This is a genomic window from Streptomyces sp. NPDC050988 (genome assembly GCF_044456225.1).
In the GTDB taxonomy this organism is placed as follows: domain Bacteria; phylum Actinomycetota; class Actinomycetes; order Streptomycetales; family Streptomycetaceae; genus Streptomyces.
This window is the reverse complement of record NZ_JBITFQ010000048.1, coordinates 1-17,188: the sequence shown is the minus strand read 5'-3', so window position 1 is coordinate 17,188 and position 17,188 is coordinate 1. Positions and strand designations below refer to the sequence as shown.

At 69.2% G+C, this 17,188-nt stretch carries 13 protein-coding genes; 5 read left to right on the top strand and 8 right to left on the bottom strand.

From position 1 onward, the window contains the following. Window positions 1-108: 108 nt before the first annotated feature. The 4 genes from gabT (at window position 109) to ACIBEI_RS47490 (ending at window position 6,489) form a co-directional block, all read left to right on the top strand. On the top strand, window positions 109-1,443 hold the full coding sequence (gabT, locus tag ACIBEI_RS47505; RefSeq protein WP_398897556.1) for a 4-aminobutyrate--2-oxoglutarate transaminase: 1,335 nt from the start codon (window positions 109-111) through the stop codon (window positions 1,441-1,443). Between the two features lie 577 nt (window positions 1,444-2,020). Continuing rightward, window positions 2,021-2,656, top strand: coding sequence for a phosphatase PAP2 family protein (locus tag ACIBEI_RS47500; RefSeq protein WP_398897554.1), 636 nt, complete (start codon window positions 2,021-2,023; stop codon window positions 2,654-2,656). A gap of 36 nt (window positions 2,657-2,692) precedes the next feature. Next, window positions 2,693-5,167: an McrB family protein gene (locus ACIBEI_RS47495; RefSeq protein ID WP_398897553.1), complete on the top strand. Its 2,475-nt coding sequence runs from the start codon at window positions 2,693-2,695 to the stop codon at window positions 5,165-5,167. Between the two features lie 5 nt (window positions 5,168-5,172). Continuing rightward, the gene (locus ACIBEI_RS47490) at window positions 5,173-6,489 is read left to right on the top strand and encodes an McrC family protein (protein WP_398897551.1); all 1,317 of its coding nucleotides are present in this window, start codon (window positions 5,173-5,175) and stop codon (window positions 6,487-6,489) included. Between the two features lie 22 nt (window positions 6,490-6,511). Here ACIBEI_RS47490 and ACIBEI_RS47485 read toward each other — a convergent pair whose 3' ends face one another. From ACIBEI_RS47485 to ACIBEI_RS47450, 8 genes are all read right to left on the bottom strand, one after another. Beyond that, a complete protein-coding gene (locus ACIBEI_RS47485; RefSeq protein ID WP_398897550.1) occupies window positions 6,512-8,311 on the bottom strand; it encodes a chitinase in 1,800 nt (599 codons plus the stop codon). Between the two features lie 143 nt (window positions 8,312-8,454). Continuing rightward, entirely contained in the window at window positions 8,455-8,907 is a 453-nt protein-coding gene (locus ACIBEI_RS47480; RefSeq protein ID WP_398897548.1) for a hypothetical protein, read from the bottom strand. A gap of 117 nt (window positions 8,908-9,024) precedes the next feature. Continuing rightward, window positions 9,025-10,452: an NAD(P)/FAD-dependent oxidoreductase gene (locus tag ACIBEI_RS47475; protein ID WP_398897546.1), complete on the bottom strand. Its 1,428-nt coding sequence runs from the start codon at window positions 10,450-10,452 to the stop codon at window positions 9,025-9,027. Window positions 10,453-10,481: 29 nt separating this feature from the next. After that, window positions 10,482-11,282: an ABC transporter permease gene (locus tag ACIBEI_RS47470; protein ID WP_398897545.1), complete on the bottom strand. Its 801-nt coding sequence runs from the start codon at window positions 11,280-11,282 to the stop codon at window positions 10,482-10,484. Then, the gene (locus ACIBEI_RS47465) at window positions 11,283-12,212 is read right to left on the bottom strand and encodes an ABC transporter permease (protein ID WP_189845645.1); all 930 of its coding nucleotides are present in this window, start codon (window positions 12,210-12,212) and stop codon (window positions 11,283-11,285) included. It abuts the gene before it with no gap. Beyond that, the gene (locus ACIBEI_RS47460) at window positions 12,212-13,384 is read right to left on the bottom strand and encodes an ABC transporter ATP-binding protein (protein ID WP_398897544.1); all 1,173 of its coding nucleotides are present in this window, start codon (window positions 13,382-13,384) and stop codon (window positions 12,212-12,214) included. Before ACIBEI_RS47460 ends, ACIBEI_RS47465 begins: the two co-directional genes overlap by 1 nt. After that, complete coding sequence (locus ACIBEI_RS47455) at window positions 13,381-14,625, bottom strand: spermidine/putrescine ABC transporter substrate-binding protein (protein WP_398897543.1); 1,245 nt, start codon at window positions 14,623-14,625, stop codon at window positions 13,381-13,383. Before ACIBEI_RS47455 ends, ACIBEI_RS47460 begins: the two co-directional genes overlap by 4 nt. A 50-nt stretch (window positions 14,626-14,675) precedes the next feature. Next, window positions 14,676-16,196, bottom strand: coding sequence for a gamma-aminobutyraldehyde dehydrogenase (locus tag ACIBEI_RS47450; protein WP_398897542.1), 1,521 nt, complete (start codon window positions 16,194-16,196; stop codon window positions 14,676-14,678). 207 nt (window positions 16,197-16,403) lie between these two features. Here ACIBEI_RS47450 and ACIBEI_RS47445 point away from each other — a divergent pair, with 207 nt between their 5' ends. Then, window positions 16,404-16,961 carry an NADAR family protein gene (locus tag ACIBEI_RS47445; RefSeq protein ID WP_398897541.1) on the top strand — a complete coding sequence of 186 codons (558 nt, stop codon included), beginning with the start codon at window positions 16,404-16,406 and terminating at the stop codon, window positions 16,959-16,961. Window positions 16,962-17,188 lie beyond the last annotated feature (227 nt).

Genomic DNA, 17,188 nt, shown 5'->3' with positions numbered 1-17,188 from the left:
CCCACCCCTCATTCCCGGCTCTAGCCTGCGAAGAAGGAAGCCGGGCGCCATCGACGTCCTTCCCAAAGACCTTCCCCAAGCCGTTCGCAAGACCCCAGGGAGCCCCTCATGAGCACACTTCCGCAGGAGCGCCGCGTCGTCACCGCCATTCCCGGTCCGAAGTCGCAGGAACTGCAGGCCCGCCGTATCGCCGCGGTCGCGGCCGGAGTGGGGTCCGTGCTGCCCGTCTTCACCGCGCGCGCGAGCGGCGGGATCATCGAGGACGTCGACGGGAACCGGCTGATCGACTTCGGTTCCGGCATCGCCGTGACCTCCGTCGGCGCGTCCGCCGAGGCCGTCGTACGCCGGGCCTCCGCCCAGCTCCAGGACTTCACCCACACCTGTTTCATGGTCACGCCGTACGAGGGATACGTGGCCGTCGCCGAGGCGCTGGCCGAGCTGACGCCGGGCGACCACGCCAAGAAGAGCGCCCTCTTCAACTCCGGCGCCGAGGCCGTCGAGAACGCCGTCAAGATCGCGCGGGCGTACACCAAGCGGCAGGCCGTCGTCGTCTTCGACCACGGCTACCACGGGCGTACCAACCTCACGATGGCGCTGACCTCGAAGAACATGCCGTACAAGCACGGCTTCGGCCCGTTCGCGCCCGAGGTCTACCGGGTGCCGGTGGCGTACGGCTACCGCTGGCCGACCGGTGCGGAGAACGCAGGCCCGGAGGCCGCCGCGCAGGCCATCGACCAGATCAGCAAGCAGGTCGGGGCGGAGAACGTGGCCGCGATCATCATCGAGCCGCTGCTCGGCGAGGGCGGCTTCATCGAGCCCGCCAAGGGCTTCCTGCCGGCCCTCAGCCAGTTCGCCACCGACAACGGGATCGTCTTCGTCGCGGACGAGATCCAGTCCGGCTTCTGCCGTACGGGCCAGTGGTTCGCGTGCGAGGACGAGGGCGTCGTCCCGGACCTGATCACCACCGCCAAGGGCATCGCGGGCGGTCTGCCGCTCGCCGCCGTCACGGGCCGCGCCGAGATCATGGACGCCGCGCACGCGGGCGGCCTGGGCGGCACCTACGGCGGCAACCCGGTGGCCTGCGCGGGTGCGCTCGGCTCGATCGAGACGATGAAGGAGCTCGACCTCAACGCCAGGGCGAAGAACATCGAGGCCCTCATGAAGGCCCGGCTGGGTGCGATGGCCGAGAAGTTCGACATCATCGGCGACGTCCGCGGCCGCGGCGCGATGATCGCCATCGAGCTGGTCAAGGACCGTACGACGAAGGAGCCGAACGCGGAGGCGACCGCCGCGCTCGCCAAGGCGTGCCACCAGGAGGGCCTGCTGGTCCTGACCTGTGGCACCTACGGAAACGTGCTGCGCTTCCTGCCGCCGCTGGTCATCGGCGAGGGCCTGCTGAACGAGGGCCTCGACATCATCGAGCAGGCTTTTGCCCGCATCTGAGCGGAGTCTGTCTCATCAGTTCCGGTGTCGCGGCGACGAGGAGCGGGGCGTGTGAAGAACGTGTGCGAGGTGCATGGCGGGTCGCGAATCCACCTGTCGGAGGCCTCGGCCCTGACGTAGGTTCTACCCAGATGAGAGATACACCCGGCCACAGGGGACTGTGGACGGTACCGGGACGGGGCCTCCCCAGCTTCCGCCCTGGGCGTGCCTCGCGCACACAACCGGAGCCTCTGGTTTCGGATCTCCTCACCGATCGGACAGTCGCCCGCCCCAAACCCCCCGGGGCGTGCGACAACCCGATCTGATCGGTTCCACCGAAGGGCTTGCACCTACCCCCCCTGGTGCAAGCCTTTCGGCGTTTTTATGGGTGGGCGTTTTGCGGGGCTTGTGTTGTGGTGTGGCTGCGGGTTGGTTGTGGCTTGTCGCGCCCCGCGGCGGAGCCGCAAATGTCACAGCCCCGCGCCCCTGAAGGGGCGGCCCCGGTTACCCCCTGCCCAGCACCACTGTCACTCTGTGTGGCATGACCAGTGTTCCGGATCGGCGATCATCACCGCAGGCGCCTGACAGTCAGGATGGCGTGGGCCCCGCTCAGGGGCCGCCGGTCTGGGCTCTCGGGCCGCTCGTCCTTCTCCTCGCCCTCCTGACCTGGCAGGCCGCCGTCGACGGCCCCGTGCGGCGGGCGGACGAGCGGCTGGCCGGGGAGGTCAGGGGGAGTCGTCTGCCGAGGGGTGCCGCCGAGTTTCTCGCGGATCTCGGCAATCTCGCGGTGGCCGTTCCGGTGCTGCTCGCGGTCGTCGCGTATGTGTCCTGGCGGGCTCGGCGCACGGACCTGCCCCGCTGGTGGGTGCCGTCGCTCGCGGCCCTGACCGCCATGGTCGCCGTACCACTCCTGGTCGTTCCCCTCAAGGAAGCCGTCGGCCGCACCGGTCCGCCCGGTATGGCCGGTGACGGCTACTACCCCTCGGGCCACACGGCCACGGCCGCCGTCGCCTACGGCGCGGCCGTTCTCCTCCTGCTCCCCTGGCTCAACAGCCGCTACCGCCGCCGCGAACTGGTCATCGGCTGCGTGGTCCTGGTGACGGCGGTGAGCTTCGGCCTGGTCCGCCGCAGCTATCACTGGCCGCTGGATGTGGTGGGGAGCTGGTGTCTGTCGCTGGTGCTCCTTCAGCTGATGGCCCTGGCCGTCGCGCGATACGGTCGAGGGTCGGCGTAGGGCCGACGGGCGGGCAGTACGACAAGGGGGAGCACGATGGCGGACGAGCAGGAACGGGTGGCCGTCACCTTCGAGCGCCGCGACTACGCGCTCACCCCCTCACCGGGCGAGGTGATCCTCCCCGCGCACGGCCGCATGATCCACCACGACCCGGCCTGTCTCCATCTGACGGACTCCCACGAGCTGGGCCGTTTCCCCGACCCGGAACGGCTGTTGTGGCGCCGGCTGATCGACTCGGCCCCGTCCGACGACACCGCGGGGCGCGTGGAGTTCGCGCGGTCCATCGGTCTGCTGAACGGCTCGGGGCGTGCCCTCGTCAGCCCGTGCAGTTGCGTTCTGCGGCCCGTCTCGTCCACCCAGGCCGCGGCGTTGCGCCCCTGGCCCCTCGACGAGGCGCTCGCGGCGTTCGACCGTGACCGGTTCTCGGCGACGCTGCGCGGGATGGAGGCGGCGGCCGAGGACGTCCGCCGGGACTTCCCCTGGGAGGACTGGCCGACCCTGCCGCTGGAGCGCTACGCCCTTGGCCAGGGCGACAGCGCCGAGACGAAGCCGTACTGCTATCTGATGGAGTTCGGGACCAACGCGCTGGGCAGCATCGCCGGTGGCTCCTCGATGAAGCACCTCGTCTACGCACGCGGCCAGGACGGTTCCTGGTGGCACGACCCGCGCTACTCGGACGAGGAAGAGGCGTGGGATGCCGTGCGCGCCGGGATCGTCGCGGCCGTGACCGCCGCCCGCGAGGGCCGGATCGCCGACATCGACTCGATCGACGCCATCCGTTCGGGCCCCTCCCTCGTCTCCAAGACCCTCCGTGTGTACGCGCCGGAGGGCTCCGTCCCGGTCTACGGCACCGACCAGGTGCGGCACTTCCTCCAGCGGCTGACCGGGCAGCCCGCGTCCGGACTGGAGCGGTTCGCGCTGCGGGCCCGGCTCAAGGAGGTCGTCGACGCCGACGAGCGGTTCGCCGGGTGGCCGTACGACCTGGTGATGGAGTTCCTCTACTGGTGGGCCGACCCAAACCGGACGCGGCAGATCGTGAAGATCGCTCCTGGTCACGAGGGGAGGCTGTGGGAGGAGTGCCGTGCGGGCGGCTACATCACCGTGGGCTGGGACGACGTGCCGGACCTTCGCTCCTACGCCGACAAGGAGGAGTTCCTGGCCGCTTTCGCCGCCGCCTACACGGACGAGTACAACGGCCACAAACCCAAGATCTCCGCGAAGACCAATGAGGTCTGGAAGCTGCTGAGTCTGCGCCCCGGCGATCTGGTCGTCGCCAACAAGGGCACCAGCCAGATCCTCGGCGTCGGCCGGGTGACCGGCGACGGTTACGTGTGGCGGGAGGACCGCGCCGACCACCGGCACACGGTCGAGGTGGAGTGGGACGACACCCACGCGGGACGGCTGGAGGAGCCCGAGCGTTCCTGGGCCACCGTCACCGTGAAGGACGTACCCGCACAGCTGTGGGCGAGGATCCGGCGGGCCGGGCCCACGGCCGACGGCACCGAAGCCACCGCCGAGACGGAGAACACCGTGGCCGCCCAGCCGCTCGACGCCGAGCTGCGGCCGATCGCCGACGCACTCGGGCGGCGCGGTCAGGCCGTCCTGTTCGGGCCTCCTGGCACCGGCAAGACGTACACCGCCCTGCGCTTCGCCGCCCGCTGGCTGGGCGAGCTGTCGGACGGACTGCCGGGCGTGGATCCGTACGCCGAGCCGGGCACGCCCGCCTTCGGCCGGACGCTCGACGCGCTGACCGCGGCCGGGCGGCTGACGATGGTGACCTTCCACCCCAACTACGGGTACGAGGACTTCGTCGAGGGGTTCCGCCCGGTGAAGGGCGGCTCGGGCGGGCTCGTACTGGACCGGACCGACGGGGTGTTCAAACGGGTGTGCGCGGCGGCGGCCGCGGACCCGGGCCATCCGTACCTGGTCGTCGTCGACGAGCTGAACCGCGGCAACCTGCCAAGGATCTTCGGTGAGTTGATCACTCTCCTGGAGAAGGACAAGCGGGGCTACTCGGTGCTGCTGCCGCTCAGCCAGGAGCGGTTCAGCGTGCCCGACAACGTGTATCTGATCGGCACCATGAACACGGCCGACCGTTCGATCCGGATGCTCGACGCGGCGATCCGCCGCCGCTTCGTCTTCCTCGAACTCCTCCCCGATTCCTCTCCGTTGCAGGGCTGCCATGTGGAACAGCTGCACCTGGCGGACCTGCTCGACTCGCTCAACCAGCGCATCCGTACGCATCTCGACCGAGAGAAGCAGATCGGCCAGGCCTTCTTCCTGCCGAACGGCGCTCCGGTCGACTCGGCGGCCGCCCTCGCCTCGATCGTCCGGGGCGAGATCCTGCCGCTGCTCCAGGAGTACGCGTACGACGACTACTCGCTGCTCGCGGCCTTCCTCGGTGAGGCGCTGGTCGATCCCGAGACGCACACCCTGCGCGACCTCAGCGACGAAGGGCTGACGACCGCCCTCTACACCGAGCTGCAGCTCAAGGGCGGGGCGGCGGAGTAGGTCACGTGGTCACGCTGCGGGAGTACGAGACGCGTGTCGTGGAGGGGGTCCGGCTCAGCTCCGCCGACCGGGCGCTCTGTTCGGGCGAGCAGTTGGCGGGACGCCTCCAGGTGCGTGAACTCGCGGGCGGCCGACTGGAGTTGGCGGCGGGCCCGTGTGTCGGAGTCGTCCGCCTCGACGCCTGCGAGATCCGCGTCCTGCCCAAGTACCTGGGTGAGGAGCTGGACGTCCTGCGCATGCTGGAGTACGCGGCGGGCCGCGGACTGCCCGCCCTGGACGCGGCCCGCACGGTACGCGAGGGAGCTCCCCAACTCCGGGATCTGGTCGCCCTCCTGGCCACGGAGCACTGCGAGCGGCTGCTGGCGCGCGGGGTGCGGCGCGAATATGTGACGGTCGAGGACGAACTGCCGGCGGTCCGGGGCCGGCTGCTGGCCGACCGTCAGGTCCTGCGGCACTACGGACGGCTGGACCGGCTGGCCTGCCGCTTCGACGAGCACGACTCGGACATCGTGGACAACCGGCTGTGTGCCGCCGCCGTCGGTCTCGCGGCGCGTACGGCGCGCTCCCCCGCCGTGCGCGCCAGGGCCCGGCGGGCCGCCGCGCGGTTCGCCCAGGTGTCCCCGACGCCGCTCGGCGATCTTCGGACGGCCCTGGCGGCGCTCGACTACCACCGGCACAACAGCCACTACGAGAGCGCCCACCGGTGGGCGGCGCTGCTGCTGTCCGGCGGCGGCATCACGGACCTGTTCGCCCGGGGGTCACTCGCCTCCCGGGCCTTCCTCATCGACATGAACGTGCTGTTCGAGTCCTTCGCCACGCAGTTGCTGCGGGAGGCCGCGGCCGGTACCGGCTATGCCGTACAGGGCCAGTCCCGGCACGCCGGAGTGCTGCACGACGAGCGAACCGGCCGCTCCTACACCGAGGTTCGCCCCGACGTCCTGCTCTCCGGCAGTGTCGACGGGGCACCGCTGCGGCGCCCCGTCGACATCAAGTACAAGCTGTACGAGGGCAGAAGGCTCGCGGCCCCCGACCTCTACCAGGCCTTTCTCTACGCCCAGGCGCTGGCCCGGCAGCCCGGTGGCGGACCGCCCACCTGCGTCCTGCTGCATCCCGGCGGAACGTCCGGCGGGAGGAGGTCCGGCGGGGGGACGTCCGGCGGGTCGTCGGCGTCACGCGACAGCATCGCCGTGCACCGCTGGGACGGCACCACCTCGGCCCGCGTACGGTCGGTGTCCCTCGACCTGCCGTCGGTGCTCGGCGCTCTGGGAAGCGCCGAGCGGACGACGACACTCACGAGGCTGCTCGCGGCGGTGCTGGAATGACGCCCCCCGTGAGAGCGGGGCCTCAGCCGAAATAGCTGTCGAAGTTCTTCGAGAACTCCCATCCCCCGAACCGGTCCCAGTTGATCGACCACGTCATCAGGCCGCGGAGGGCGGGCCAGGTGCCGTGGGTCGTGTAGGAGCCGCAGTTCGTCTTCTTGGTGAGGCAGTCGAGGGCCTTGTTGGTCTCCGACGACGGGACGTGGCCGTTGCCGGCGTTCGGCGTCGCCGGCATGCCGATGGCGACCTGGTCGGCACGCAGCGGCGGGAAGACGTTGTTGGCGTCGCCCGCGACCGGGAAGCCCGTGAGGAGCATGTCGGTCATGGCGATGTGGAAGTCGGCGCCGCCCATGGAGTGGTACTGGTTGTCGAGGCCCATGATCGGGCCCGAGTTGTAGTCCTGGACGTGCAGGAGTGTCAGGTCGTCGCGCAGGGCGTGGATGACCGGGAGGTAGGCGCCGGCGCGCGGGTCCTGGCCGCCCCACTTGCCGGTTCCGTAGTACTGGTAGCCGAGTTGGACGAAGAACGTCTCCGGCGCCATCGTCAGGACGAAGTCGTCGCCGTACTTGGCCTTGAGGGTCTTCACGGCCGAGATGAGGTTGACGATCACCGGCGTCTTCGGGTTCTTGAAGTCGGTGTCGTCGGCGTTCAGGGAGAGCGAGTGGCCCTCGAAGTCGATGTCCAGGCCGTCCAGGCCGTAGGTGTCGATGATCTTCGAGACGGATGAGACGAAGGTGTCGCGGGCCGCGGTCGTGGTCAGTTGCACCTGGCCGTTCTGGCCGCCGATGGATATCAGGACCTTCTTGCCCGCCGCCTGCTTCGCCTTGATCGCCGCCTTGAACTCCGCTTCGCTCTCGACGTTCGGGCACTCGGTGGCCGGGCAGAGGCTGAAGCGGATGTCGCCCGAGGTGGTCGAGGTGGGTTCGCCGAAGGCCAGGTTGATGACGTCCCAGCTGCCCGGGACGTCGGCCATCCGCGTGTAGCCGGAGCCGTTGGCGAAGCTCGAGTGGAGGTAGCCGACCAGGGCGTGGGCGGGGAGGTCCGCGGGGTCGCCGCCGCCCGGACCGGAGGTCGTGGTCGCCGTGACAGCCGGGGACTTCGCGGACTCGCCCGCCTCGTTCACGGCGGTGATCTGGAAGGAGTAGGCGGTGGAGGGGGACAGCCCGGAGACGGTGGCCGAAGTGCCGCTCGCGGACTGGATCTTCGTACCGTTGCGGTGGATCGCGTAGCCCGTCGCGCCGGGAACGGACGGCCAGGACAGGGCGACGCTGGTGGAGGTGACCGTGCCGACCGTGGGGGTGGTGGGGGCGGCCGGTGGTTGTCCGGCGTCGACGCCCGGGCCGACGAGGGAGATGTCGTCGGCGTGATACGCGGCGGTGCCGTACCAACCGTGGGTGTAGATCGTGACCTTGGTGGTGGACGCGCCGGTGCGGAAGCTCGTGGTCAGCCGCTGCCAGTCCGGCGCGGACTGGGTCCAGGTGGAGACGTCGGTGGTGCCGGTGCCGCTCGCGCCGAGGTAGGCGTAGTCGCCCCGGACGTATCCGGCGAGCGTGTACTGGGAGTCGGGCTTGACGGTCACGGTCTGCGCGCAGCGCGCGTTGTCGCTGCCGGCCGGGGTCGCCTTCAGTGCCGAACCGCCGCTCCGCACAGGTGTGGTGACCACGCTGCCCGCCGTACAGGTCCAGCCGTCGAGGCCCGCCTCGAACCCGCCGTTCCTGGCGAGGTCCGCGTCGGCCGCACGGGCGGCCGACGAGAGTGCGGTGATGCCGGGTACGGCCAGGACGGTGGCCGCACAGAGGGCTAGGACTGATCTGACGCGATCCACAAGTACCTCCTGGCGTGGGGGAATTGGAGGGTGGAGCGCGCCCAATTTGGTCCAGACCAATCCAGGTTGTCAAGACCTCCGGCGACTGGCGCGGTCAACTGCGACCGGCACGGTCGACTGCGGCCGGCCGTGGTCATCGGCGGCTAGGTCGGGTCGTCGGTCGCCAGACCCGCCGCCGCCTCGTGCATCGCCAGTTCCAGCAGCGTCGGGTCGGTGAGCGTGCCCGAGCCGTCCGGCGGGACGAGCCAGCGGACCCCGCCGGTCGACCTCCCCGGATACGGCACCACGATCCACGTACCGTGCCCCGCCGTGCGCACCCCCGTGCCGAGCCACCGGGCCGCCGTGCCCGGGGGCACGAAGAACCCCATCCGGGCGTCACCGAAGTCGACGAGCACCGGGCCCGGTTGATCGAGCACGCGGGTCAGCACGTCGAGCGTCGGATAGCCGAGTTCGCCCGGCAGGATGAGTACGTCCCAGACCTTGCCCGCCGGCAGCAGCGCGACCCCCAGCGGGTTGCGCTCCCACTCCCAGCGGCAGGCCTCTGGATCCGGAGCGACGGATGCCAGCCACTCGACCGCCGTCTTGGCCCCTGTCATGGCGGAACCTCCCTTTTCTCGTGTCGACGCTGGTCGCGTCACAGGAGAGAGGGAGGTTCGGGCCGGGCATTACGCGAGTTCTGAACATTTGTTGAGAGTGAAGCAGGTCACACCGTCTCAGCTGTCGAAGCCGAGCCCCAGCCGGTCCATCGTCTTCAGCCACAGATTGCGCCGGCCGCCGTGCGCGTCCGCCCGCGCCAGCGACCACTTGGTGAGCGCGATCCCCGTCCACGCGAACGGCTCCGGCGGGAAGGGCAGCGGCTTCTTGCGGACCATCTCCAGCGACGTACGTTCCGTGCGCTCCCCCGACAGCAGGTCGAGCATCACGTCCGCGCCGAAGCGGGTGGCGCCGACGCCGAGGCCCGTATAACCCGCCGCGTAGGCCACGCGGCCCTGGTGCGCCGTGCCGAAGAAGGCCGAGAAGCGGGAGCAGGTGTCGATCGCGCCGCCCCACGCGTGGCTGAAGCGGACGCCCTCCAACTGCGGGAAGCAGGTGAAGAAGTGCCCGGCGAGCTTCGCGTACGTCTCCGGCCGGTCGTCGTACTCCGCGCGCACCCGGCCCCCGTACGGATAGACCGCGTCGTAGCCGCCCCACAGGATCCGGTTGTCGGCGGACAGCCGGAAGTAGTGGAACTGGTTCGCCGAGTCCCCGAGGCCCTGCCGGTTCTTCCAGCCGATGGAGGCGAGCTGTTCGGCGGTGAGCGGCTCGGTCATCAGCGCGTAGTCGTAGACCGGGACGGTGTACGAACGCACCCGCCGGACCAGGTTCGGGAAGATGTTCGTGCCGAGGGCGACCCGGCGGGCACGGACACTGCCGTACGGAGTGCGTACGGCCATCCCGGCGCCGTACGGCCTGAGGGTGAGCGCGGGTGTGTTCTCGTACACCCGGACACCCAGCTCGACGCAGGCGCGCTTGAGGCCCCAGGCGAGCTTGGCGGGGTGCAGCATGGCGACGCCGCGGCGGTCGTGCAGGCCCGCGAGGAAAGTCGGTGAGTCGACTTGTTCCCGTACGGCTTCGGCGTCCAGGAAGTCGACGCCGTTCGAGAGGCCTCGGCGCTCCAACTCCTCGTACCAGTCACGGAGTTCGGACGCCTGGTACGGCTCGGTGGCGACGTCGATCTCGCCGGTGCGCTCGAAGTCGCAGTCGAGGGAGTAGCGGGCGACGGTCGCCTCGATGCCGTCGAGGTTGCGGGCGCCCAGCTCCTCCAGTTTGTGGATCTCGCCGGGCCAGCGGGTCAGGCCGTTGGACAGGCCGTGGGTGAGGGAGGCGGCGCAGAAGCCGCCGTTGCGGCCCGAGGCGGCCCAGCCCGCCTCGCGGCCCTCGACCAGGACGACCTCGCGCCCGGGGTCGCGCTCCTTGGCGAGGAGCGCGGTCCACAGTCCGCTGTAGCCACCGCCGACGACGAGCAGGTCGCAGGTCTCGGCGGTGGTGAGCGCGGGCTCGGGGCGGGGCTTGCCCGGGTCGTCCAGCCAGTACGAGACCGGCTGGACGTCCGAAAGCGACTTCGCCCAGTTCTTTTCACGGCTCATGGCGCTTGGGGCCATGATTTCAACTCCCCACAGGAATCTTGCGATTACGCCTTTTGCTTGTTGCGGCGGTTGCCGATGACCATTCCGGCCAGCACGAACAGTACGGCGACGATGAACATGGCCGTACCGATGACATTGATCTGAACGGGTGTTCCGCGCTGGGCCGAGCCCCAGACGAACATGGGGAAGGTGACGGTCGAGCCCGCGTTGAAATTGGTGATGATGAAGTCGTCGAAGGAGAGCGCGAAAGCGAGCAGCGCTCCGGCGGCGATTCCGGGGGCGGCGATGGGCAGGGTGACGCGGACGAAGGTCTGCACGGGACCGGCGTACAGGTCCTGGGCGGCCTGCTCCAGCCGTGGGTCCATCGACATGACACGGGCCTTGACGGCGGTGACCACGAAGCTCAGACAGAACATGATGTGGGCGATCAGGATCGTCCAGAAGCCGAGCTGCGCGCCCAGGTTGAGGAAGAGCGTGAGCAGCGAGGCGGCCATCACGACCTCGGGCATCGCCATCGGCAGGAAGATCAGCGAGTTCACGGCGCCGCGCGCCCGGAAGCGGTAGCGGACGAGCGCGAAGGCGATCATCGTGCCGAGGACGGTCGCGCCGAGGGTCGCCCAGGCCGCGATCTGCAGGCTCAGCGAGAGCGAGCCGCACAGGTCGGCGACCCCGCAGGGATCGGTCCAGGCGTCCGTGGAGAACTGCTGCCATTCGTAGTTGAAGCGCCCCTTCGGATTGTTGAAGGAGAACACCGTGACGACGATGTTCGGCAGCAGCAGATAACCGAGGGTCAGCAGACCCGCGATTACGACGAGACGGCGCTTCAGCCAGCGTACGGGGGCCATTTAAACCAGATCCTCCGTCCCGGACTTGCGAATGTAGAGGGTGACGATGGCGAGAATCCCGGCCATGAGAATGAACGAGAGAGCCGCGGCCGTCGGATAGTCGAGAATCCGCAGGAACTGCGTCTGGATGACGTTTCCGACCATGCGGGTGTCGGTGGAGCCGAGCAGATCGGCGTTCACGTAGTCGCCGCTCGCCGGGATGAACGTGAGCAGCGTCCCGGAGACGACACCGGGCATCGACAGCGGGAACGTCACCTTGCGGAAGGTCGTGAAGGGCTTCGCGTAGAGGTCGCCCGCCGCCTCGTGCAGCCGCCCGTCGATGCGCTCCAGCGAGGTGTAGAGCGGCAGGATCATGAACGGCAGGAAGTTGTAGGTGAGACCGCAGACCACCGCGAGCGGTGTGGCCAGTACGCGGTCCCCGGCCGTGATGCCGAGCCAGCTGGTGACGTCCAGGACGTGCAGCGTGTTGAGGGCGCCGACGACCGGGCCGCCGTCCGCGAGGATCGTCTTCCAGGCGAGCGTACGGATCAGGAAGCTGGTGAAGAACGGCGCGATCACCAGGATCAGGATCAGGTTGCGCCAGCGGCCCGCGCGGAACGCGATCAGATACGCGAGCGGGTAGCCGAGCAGCAGACACAGGATGGTGGCAGTGCCGGCGTACGCGATGGAGCGCAGGAACTGGGGCCAGTAGTCGGCCACCGCGTCCCAGTAGGTCGCGAAATGCCAGGTGACCTTGTAGCCCTCCTCCAGGGAGCCCGTCTGCACGGACGTGGAGGCCTGGTAGACCATCGGCAGCGCGAAGAAGACGAGCAGCCAGAGGATGCCGGGGAGCAGCAGCCAGTACGGGGTGAGGCGGCCTCTTTTACGAGGCGGGCGCTCCTCGGGCGCGGGCGTGGGCGCCAGGGGTGGCGCGTCGGTGACGGTCGTCATCAGGCCGCCTCTTCCTCGACGGTCTCGATTCCGGCGTCGATGTCCTGGGCGGCGTCCAGGCCGAAGGTGTGGGCCGGGTTCCAGTGCAGGACGACCTCGGTGCCGGGCACCAGCCGGGAGTCGCGGTCTATGTTCTGGGCGTAGACCTCGAACTCGGGGCAGACCGGGCTGTCGACGACGTACTGCGTGGAGACGCCGATGAAGCTGGAGTCGGCGATCGTGCCGGTGATGCGGTTGCGGCCCGCCGGGATCTCGCCCGCGTCGTCGGCGTGCGTGAGCGAGATCTTCTCGGGGCGTACGCCGACGAGGACCTTGCCACCGGTCAGCGTCGGCGCCGAACACCGCGCCTCGGGCAGGACGAGCTTGCCGCCGCCCGCCTTGAGGACGATCTCGTCGCCGCTCCTGGTGTCCACCTCGGCCTCGATGAGGTTCGAGGTGCCGAGGAAGTTGGCGACGAACGTGGTGTTCGGGTTCTCGTAGAGGTCGGCGGGCGAGCCGAGCTGCTCGACGCGGCCCGCGTTCATCACGGCGACCGTGTCGGCCATGGTCATGGCCTCCTCCTGGTCGTGCGTGACGTGCACGAAGGTGATGCCGACCTCGGTCTGGATGCGCTTGAGCTCCAGCTGCATCTGGCGGCGCAGCTTGAGGTCGAGGGCGCCGAGGGGCTCGTCGAGGAGGAGGACCTTGGGGGTGTTGATCAGCGCGCGGGCCACGGCGACGCGCTGCTGCTGGCCGCCGGAGAGCTGGTGCGGCTTCTTACGGGCCTGCTCACCGAGCTGGACCAGCTCCAGCATGTCCTCGACCTGCTTCTTCACCGACTTGATGCCGCGTCTGCGCAGACCGAAGGCGACGTTCTCGAATATGTCGAGGTGCGGGAAGAGCGCGTACGACTGGAAGACGGTGTTCACCGGCCGCTTGTACGGCGGCAGGTTCGTCACGTCCTGGTCGCCGAGCCGGACCGATCCGGAAGAAGGCTCCTCCAGCCCGGCGATCATGCGCAGGGTGGTGGTCTTGCCGCAGCCCGAAGCACCCAGGAGCGCGAAGAACGAGCCCTGGGGGACGGTCAGGTCGAGCGGATGGACGGCGGTGAAGGAGCCGTAGGTCTTGCTGATTCCGGAGAGGCGGACGTCGCCACCGGTGTCTGTGCCGTTCTTCGTGGTCACGGTGATCACGCCCCCGTCAGCTTTGCGAACTTCTCTTCGTACGACGTCTCTTCCTTCGTGCTCAGCGAGCGGAAGGAGTGGGACTTGGCCGCCATGGCGGCGTCGGGAATGATCAGCGGGTTGTCGGCCGCCGACTCGTCGATCTTCGCCAGTTCGGCCTTCACGCCGTCGACGGGACAGACGTAGTTGATGTACGCGGCGAGCCGCGCGGCCGGAGCGGGCTCGTAGTAGTAGTCGATGAGCCGCTCGGCGTTGGTCTTGTGCCGCGCCTTGTTGGGGACCAGCAGGTTGTCCGTGGACGTCAGATAGCCGCTCTCCGGGATGACGAAGTCGACGTCCGGGCTGTCCGCCTTGAGCTGGACGACGTCACCGGCCCAGGCGACACAGGCCGCGAGGTCGCCCTTGGTGAGGTCGGAGGTGTAGTCGTTGCCGGTGAAGCGGCGGATCTGGCCCTGGTCGACGGCCTTCTGGAGGCGGGCGATCGCCGCGTCGAAGTCGTCGTCGGTGAACTTCGCCGGGTCCTTGCCCATGTCGAGCAGCGTCATGCCCACGCTGTCCCGCATCTCCGACAGCAGGCCTATGCGCCCCTTGAGCTTGGGGTTGTCGAGCATGTCGGAGAGGGACTTCACCTCCACGCCGTCCAGCGCCTTCTTGTTGTAGGCGATGACCGTGGAGATACCGGTCCAGGGGTAGGAGTACGCGCGTCCCGGGTCCCAGTCCGGCGTACGGAACTGCTGGGAGAGGTTGGCGTACGCGTGCGGCAGGTTGGAGGCGTTCAGCTTCTGCACCCAGCCGAAGCGGATGAGCCGGGCGGCCAGCCAGTCGGTGACGCAGATCAGGTCGCGGCCGGTGTCCTGGCCCGCCGCGAGCTGCGGCTTGATCTTCCCGAAGAACTCGACGTTGTCGTTGATGTCCTCGGTGTACTTGACCTTGATGCCGGTGCGTTTGGTGAACTCGTCGAGCGTGGGGTGGTGCTTCTCGCTGTCGTCGACGTCCATGTACTCGGTCCAGTTGGAGAAGTTGATCTGCTTCTCCTTGGCCGAGTGGTCCTCGGACGAGACGCCCGCGGTGTTCTTCGCCGCGGGGATCCCGCAGGCGCTCAGCGTCCCGAGCCCGCCAAGCGCGAGCGCGCCGCCGGCGGACGCACGCATCAGCGAACGGCGGGTGAGGGAGGCCCTGCCGTTCCTGAGGCTGCGCCGCATGGCGGCCAGTTGGGCCGGGGACAGACTGTCGGGCTCGTACTGCTCCATGCTCGTGGTGCCCTTTCGGGAGGGTGCGGCCTGGTCTCGGCCGGTGGTGACTATCGGTCCCCGAAGATCGTGCGGTGCCAGTCCTTCCTGGCCACCGCGGTGTTGTCGAACATGACGTGCTTGATCTGGGTGTACTCCTCGAACGAGTACGAGGACATGTCCTTGCCGAAACCGGACGCCTTGTAGCCGCCGTGCGGCATCTCGCTGATGATCGGGATGTGGTCGTTGACCCACACACAGCCCGCCTTGATCTCGCGCGTGGCCCGGTTCGCGCGGTACACGTCACGGCTCCAGGCGGAGGCGGCCAGGCCGTACGGGGTGTCGTTGGCCAGCCGGATGCCTTCGTCGTCGCTGTCGAAGGGCAGGACGACGAGAACGGGACCGAAGATCTCGGACTGCACGATCTCGCTGTCCTGCGCGGCGTCCGCGACCAGGGTGGGTCGGTAGTACGCGCCGTGCTTGAGGTCCTGCGGGATCTCGCCGCCGGTGACCACGCGCGCGTAGGAGCGCGCCCGGTCGACGAATCCGGCGACGCGGTCGCGCTGGGCGACCGAGATGAGGGGCCCGAGATCGGTGTCGGGCGCGAAGGGATCGCCGAGCCGGACGGTCGCCATCAGCTCAGCCGTCCGGGAAACGAACTCTTCGTAGAGGGGCCTTTGCACGTACGCGCGCGTGGCGGCCGTGCAGTCCTGGCCCGTGTTGATGAGGGAGCCCGCCACCGCGCCGTGCACGGCGGCCTCCAGGTCCGCGTCGTCGAAGACCACGAAGGGCGCCTTGCCGCCGAGTTCCAGGTGAAGCCGCGTGACGGTGGCGGTGGCGATCTCCGCGACGCGCTTGCCGACGGCGGTGGACCCGGTGAACGACGTCATCGCGACGTCCGGGTGGCCGACGAGATGCTCACCGGCGTCCTTGCCGGCCCCGGTGATGATGTTGACGACACCGTCGGGAATGCCCGCCTGCGTGGCCGCCTCGGCGAACAGCAGGGAGGTGAGCGGGGTGAGCTCGGCGGGCTTCAGGACGATGGTGTTGCCCGCGGCGATCGCCGGGAGGACCTTCCAGGCGGCCATCTGGAGGGGGTAGTTCCAGGGCGCGATGGAGCCGACGACACCGATGGGTTCACGGCGTACGTACGAGGTGTGGTCGCCGGAGTACTCACCGGCGGACTGGCCCTGCAGATGCCGGGCCGCGCCCGCGAAGAAGGCGGTGTTGTCGATCGTGCCCGGGACGTCGAACTCCCGGGTCAGCTTGATCGGCTTGCCGCACTGGAGTGACTCCGCCCGCGCGAACTCCTCCGCGCGGTCTGCCAGCACGGCGGCGAAGCGGTGCATGGCGTCCGAGCGCTCGCCCGGGGTGGTGGCGGCCCAGCCCGGGAACGCCTCGCGGGCGGCGGCGACGGCCGCGTCCACGTCCACGGTGCTCGCCAGCTCGTACGTGTACACGTCGTCGCCGGTGGCCGGGTCGACGACCGCGTGGGTGCGGCCGGACGTGCCCTTCGTCAGCCGGCCCGCGATGTACTGCGCGCCCGCCTCGAAGCGGTCCTGTGCCTGGAAGCGATGGCCCGGATTGTGCATGTCGCTCTCCTCCGCCGTCCTCCCCGTGCACCGGGGGTCGGCGTAGCTCCAGCTCGATTTGAGTGCCGATCCTGACAGAGCAACGGCCCTCCAACAAGTGATTCCGTTGTTGCCTTTTGGTTACGCGACGGAATCTGTCGACCAGGTGTCGAGTTCGCTTGGAAAAGGCGGGACGGAGTGTCAGTGGTTCCTGCCAGACTCGCGTGCATGGGGAAGATCGATTCGCGGGACGCGCTGGTCAGCGCGGTCCGGTCGGGGGCAAAGGTCAAGTACCTCCACTTCTGGGGGCACCGGGCGCGTGCCGACGGGCAGGTGGGGGCGAGCTGTCTGAGTCAGTGGTGGCCCTCGCCGTTCACGGTGGACGGAGTGGAGTACCGGACGGCCGAGCACTGGATGATGGCGCGGAAAGCGCGGCTCTTCGGCGACGAGCGGGCCGAGCGGCTCGCTCTCGACGCGCCGAATCCCGCGCTCGCGAAGAAGGCGGGGCGGTTGGTGCGGGGGTTCGACGAGGCCGTGTGGGAGCGGGAGCGGTTCGGGATCGTCGTGGAGGGGAGCGTGGGGAAGTTCGCCTCGGACGGCGAACTTCGGTCGTTTCTGGTGGGTACGGGGGAGCGGGTGCTTGTTGAGGCCAGCCCTCTCGATCGGGTGTGGGGGATCGGGCTGGCGGCGGACGACGACCGTGCGTTTGATCCCGAGCGGTGGAGGGGGGCGAATCTGTTGGGGTTCGCGTTGATGGAGGCGCGGGGGCGGTTGGGGGTTGCGTGAGGGGTGCGGGCCGGTGGGGGCTGGTTCGTTTGTTGGGTGCGGGTGATCTTGGGCTGAGCGCGCAGTTCCCCGCGCCCCTAGGTTCCAGGGGGTGTCGGGTTCGTTTGTTGGGTGCGGGTTGTCATGGGTTGCTCGCGCAGTTCCCCGCGCCCCTAAGGGGTGCTTTCAGAAAGCCGGGTGTTTGCGGGCGAGGGTCATGCAGTGGGCGAGCTGGAGGAAGGCGTCGT

Bases quoted from the DNA above. Each gene is read 5' to 3' on its own strand.
- gabT (WP_398897556.1), top strand. From the start codon at position 109: ATGAGCACACTTCCGCAGGAGCGCCGCGTCGTCACCGCCATTCCCGGT.
- ACIBEI_RS47495 (WP_398897553.1), top strand. From the start codon at position 2,693: ATGGCGGACGAGCAGGAACGGGTGGCCGTCACCTTCGAGCGCCGCGAC.
- ACIBEI_RS47480 (WP_398897548.1), bottom strand. From the start codon at position 8,907: ATGACAGGGGCCAAGACGGCGGTCGAGTGGCTGGCATCCGTCGCTCCG.
- ACIBEI_RS47475 (WP_398897546.1), bottom strand. From the start codon at position 10,452: ATGGCCCCAAGCGCCATGAGCCGTGAAAAGAACTGGGCGAAGTCGCTT.
- ACIBEI_RS47470 (WP_398897545.1), bottom strand. From the start codon at position 11,282: ATGGCCCCCGTACGCTGGCTGAAGCGCCGTCTCGTCGTAATCGCGGGT.
- ACIBEI_RS47465 (WP_189845645.1), bottom strand. From the start codon at position 12,212: ATGACGACCGTCACCGACGCGCCACCCCTGGCGCCCACGCCCGCGCCC.
- ACIBEI_RS47455 (WP_398897543.1), bottom strand. From the start codon at position 14,625: ATGGAGCAGTACGAGCCCGACAGTCTGTCCCCGGCCCAACTGGCCGCC.
- ACIBEI_RS47450 (WP_398897542.1), bottom strand. From the start codon at position 16,196: ATGCACAATCCGGGCCATCGCTTCCAGGCACAGGACCGCTTCGAGGCG.
- ACIBEI_RS47445 (WP_398897541.1), top strand. From the start codon at position 16,404: ATGGGGAAGATCGATTCGCGGGACGCGCTGGTCAGCGCGGTCCGGTCG.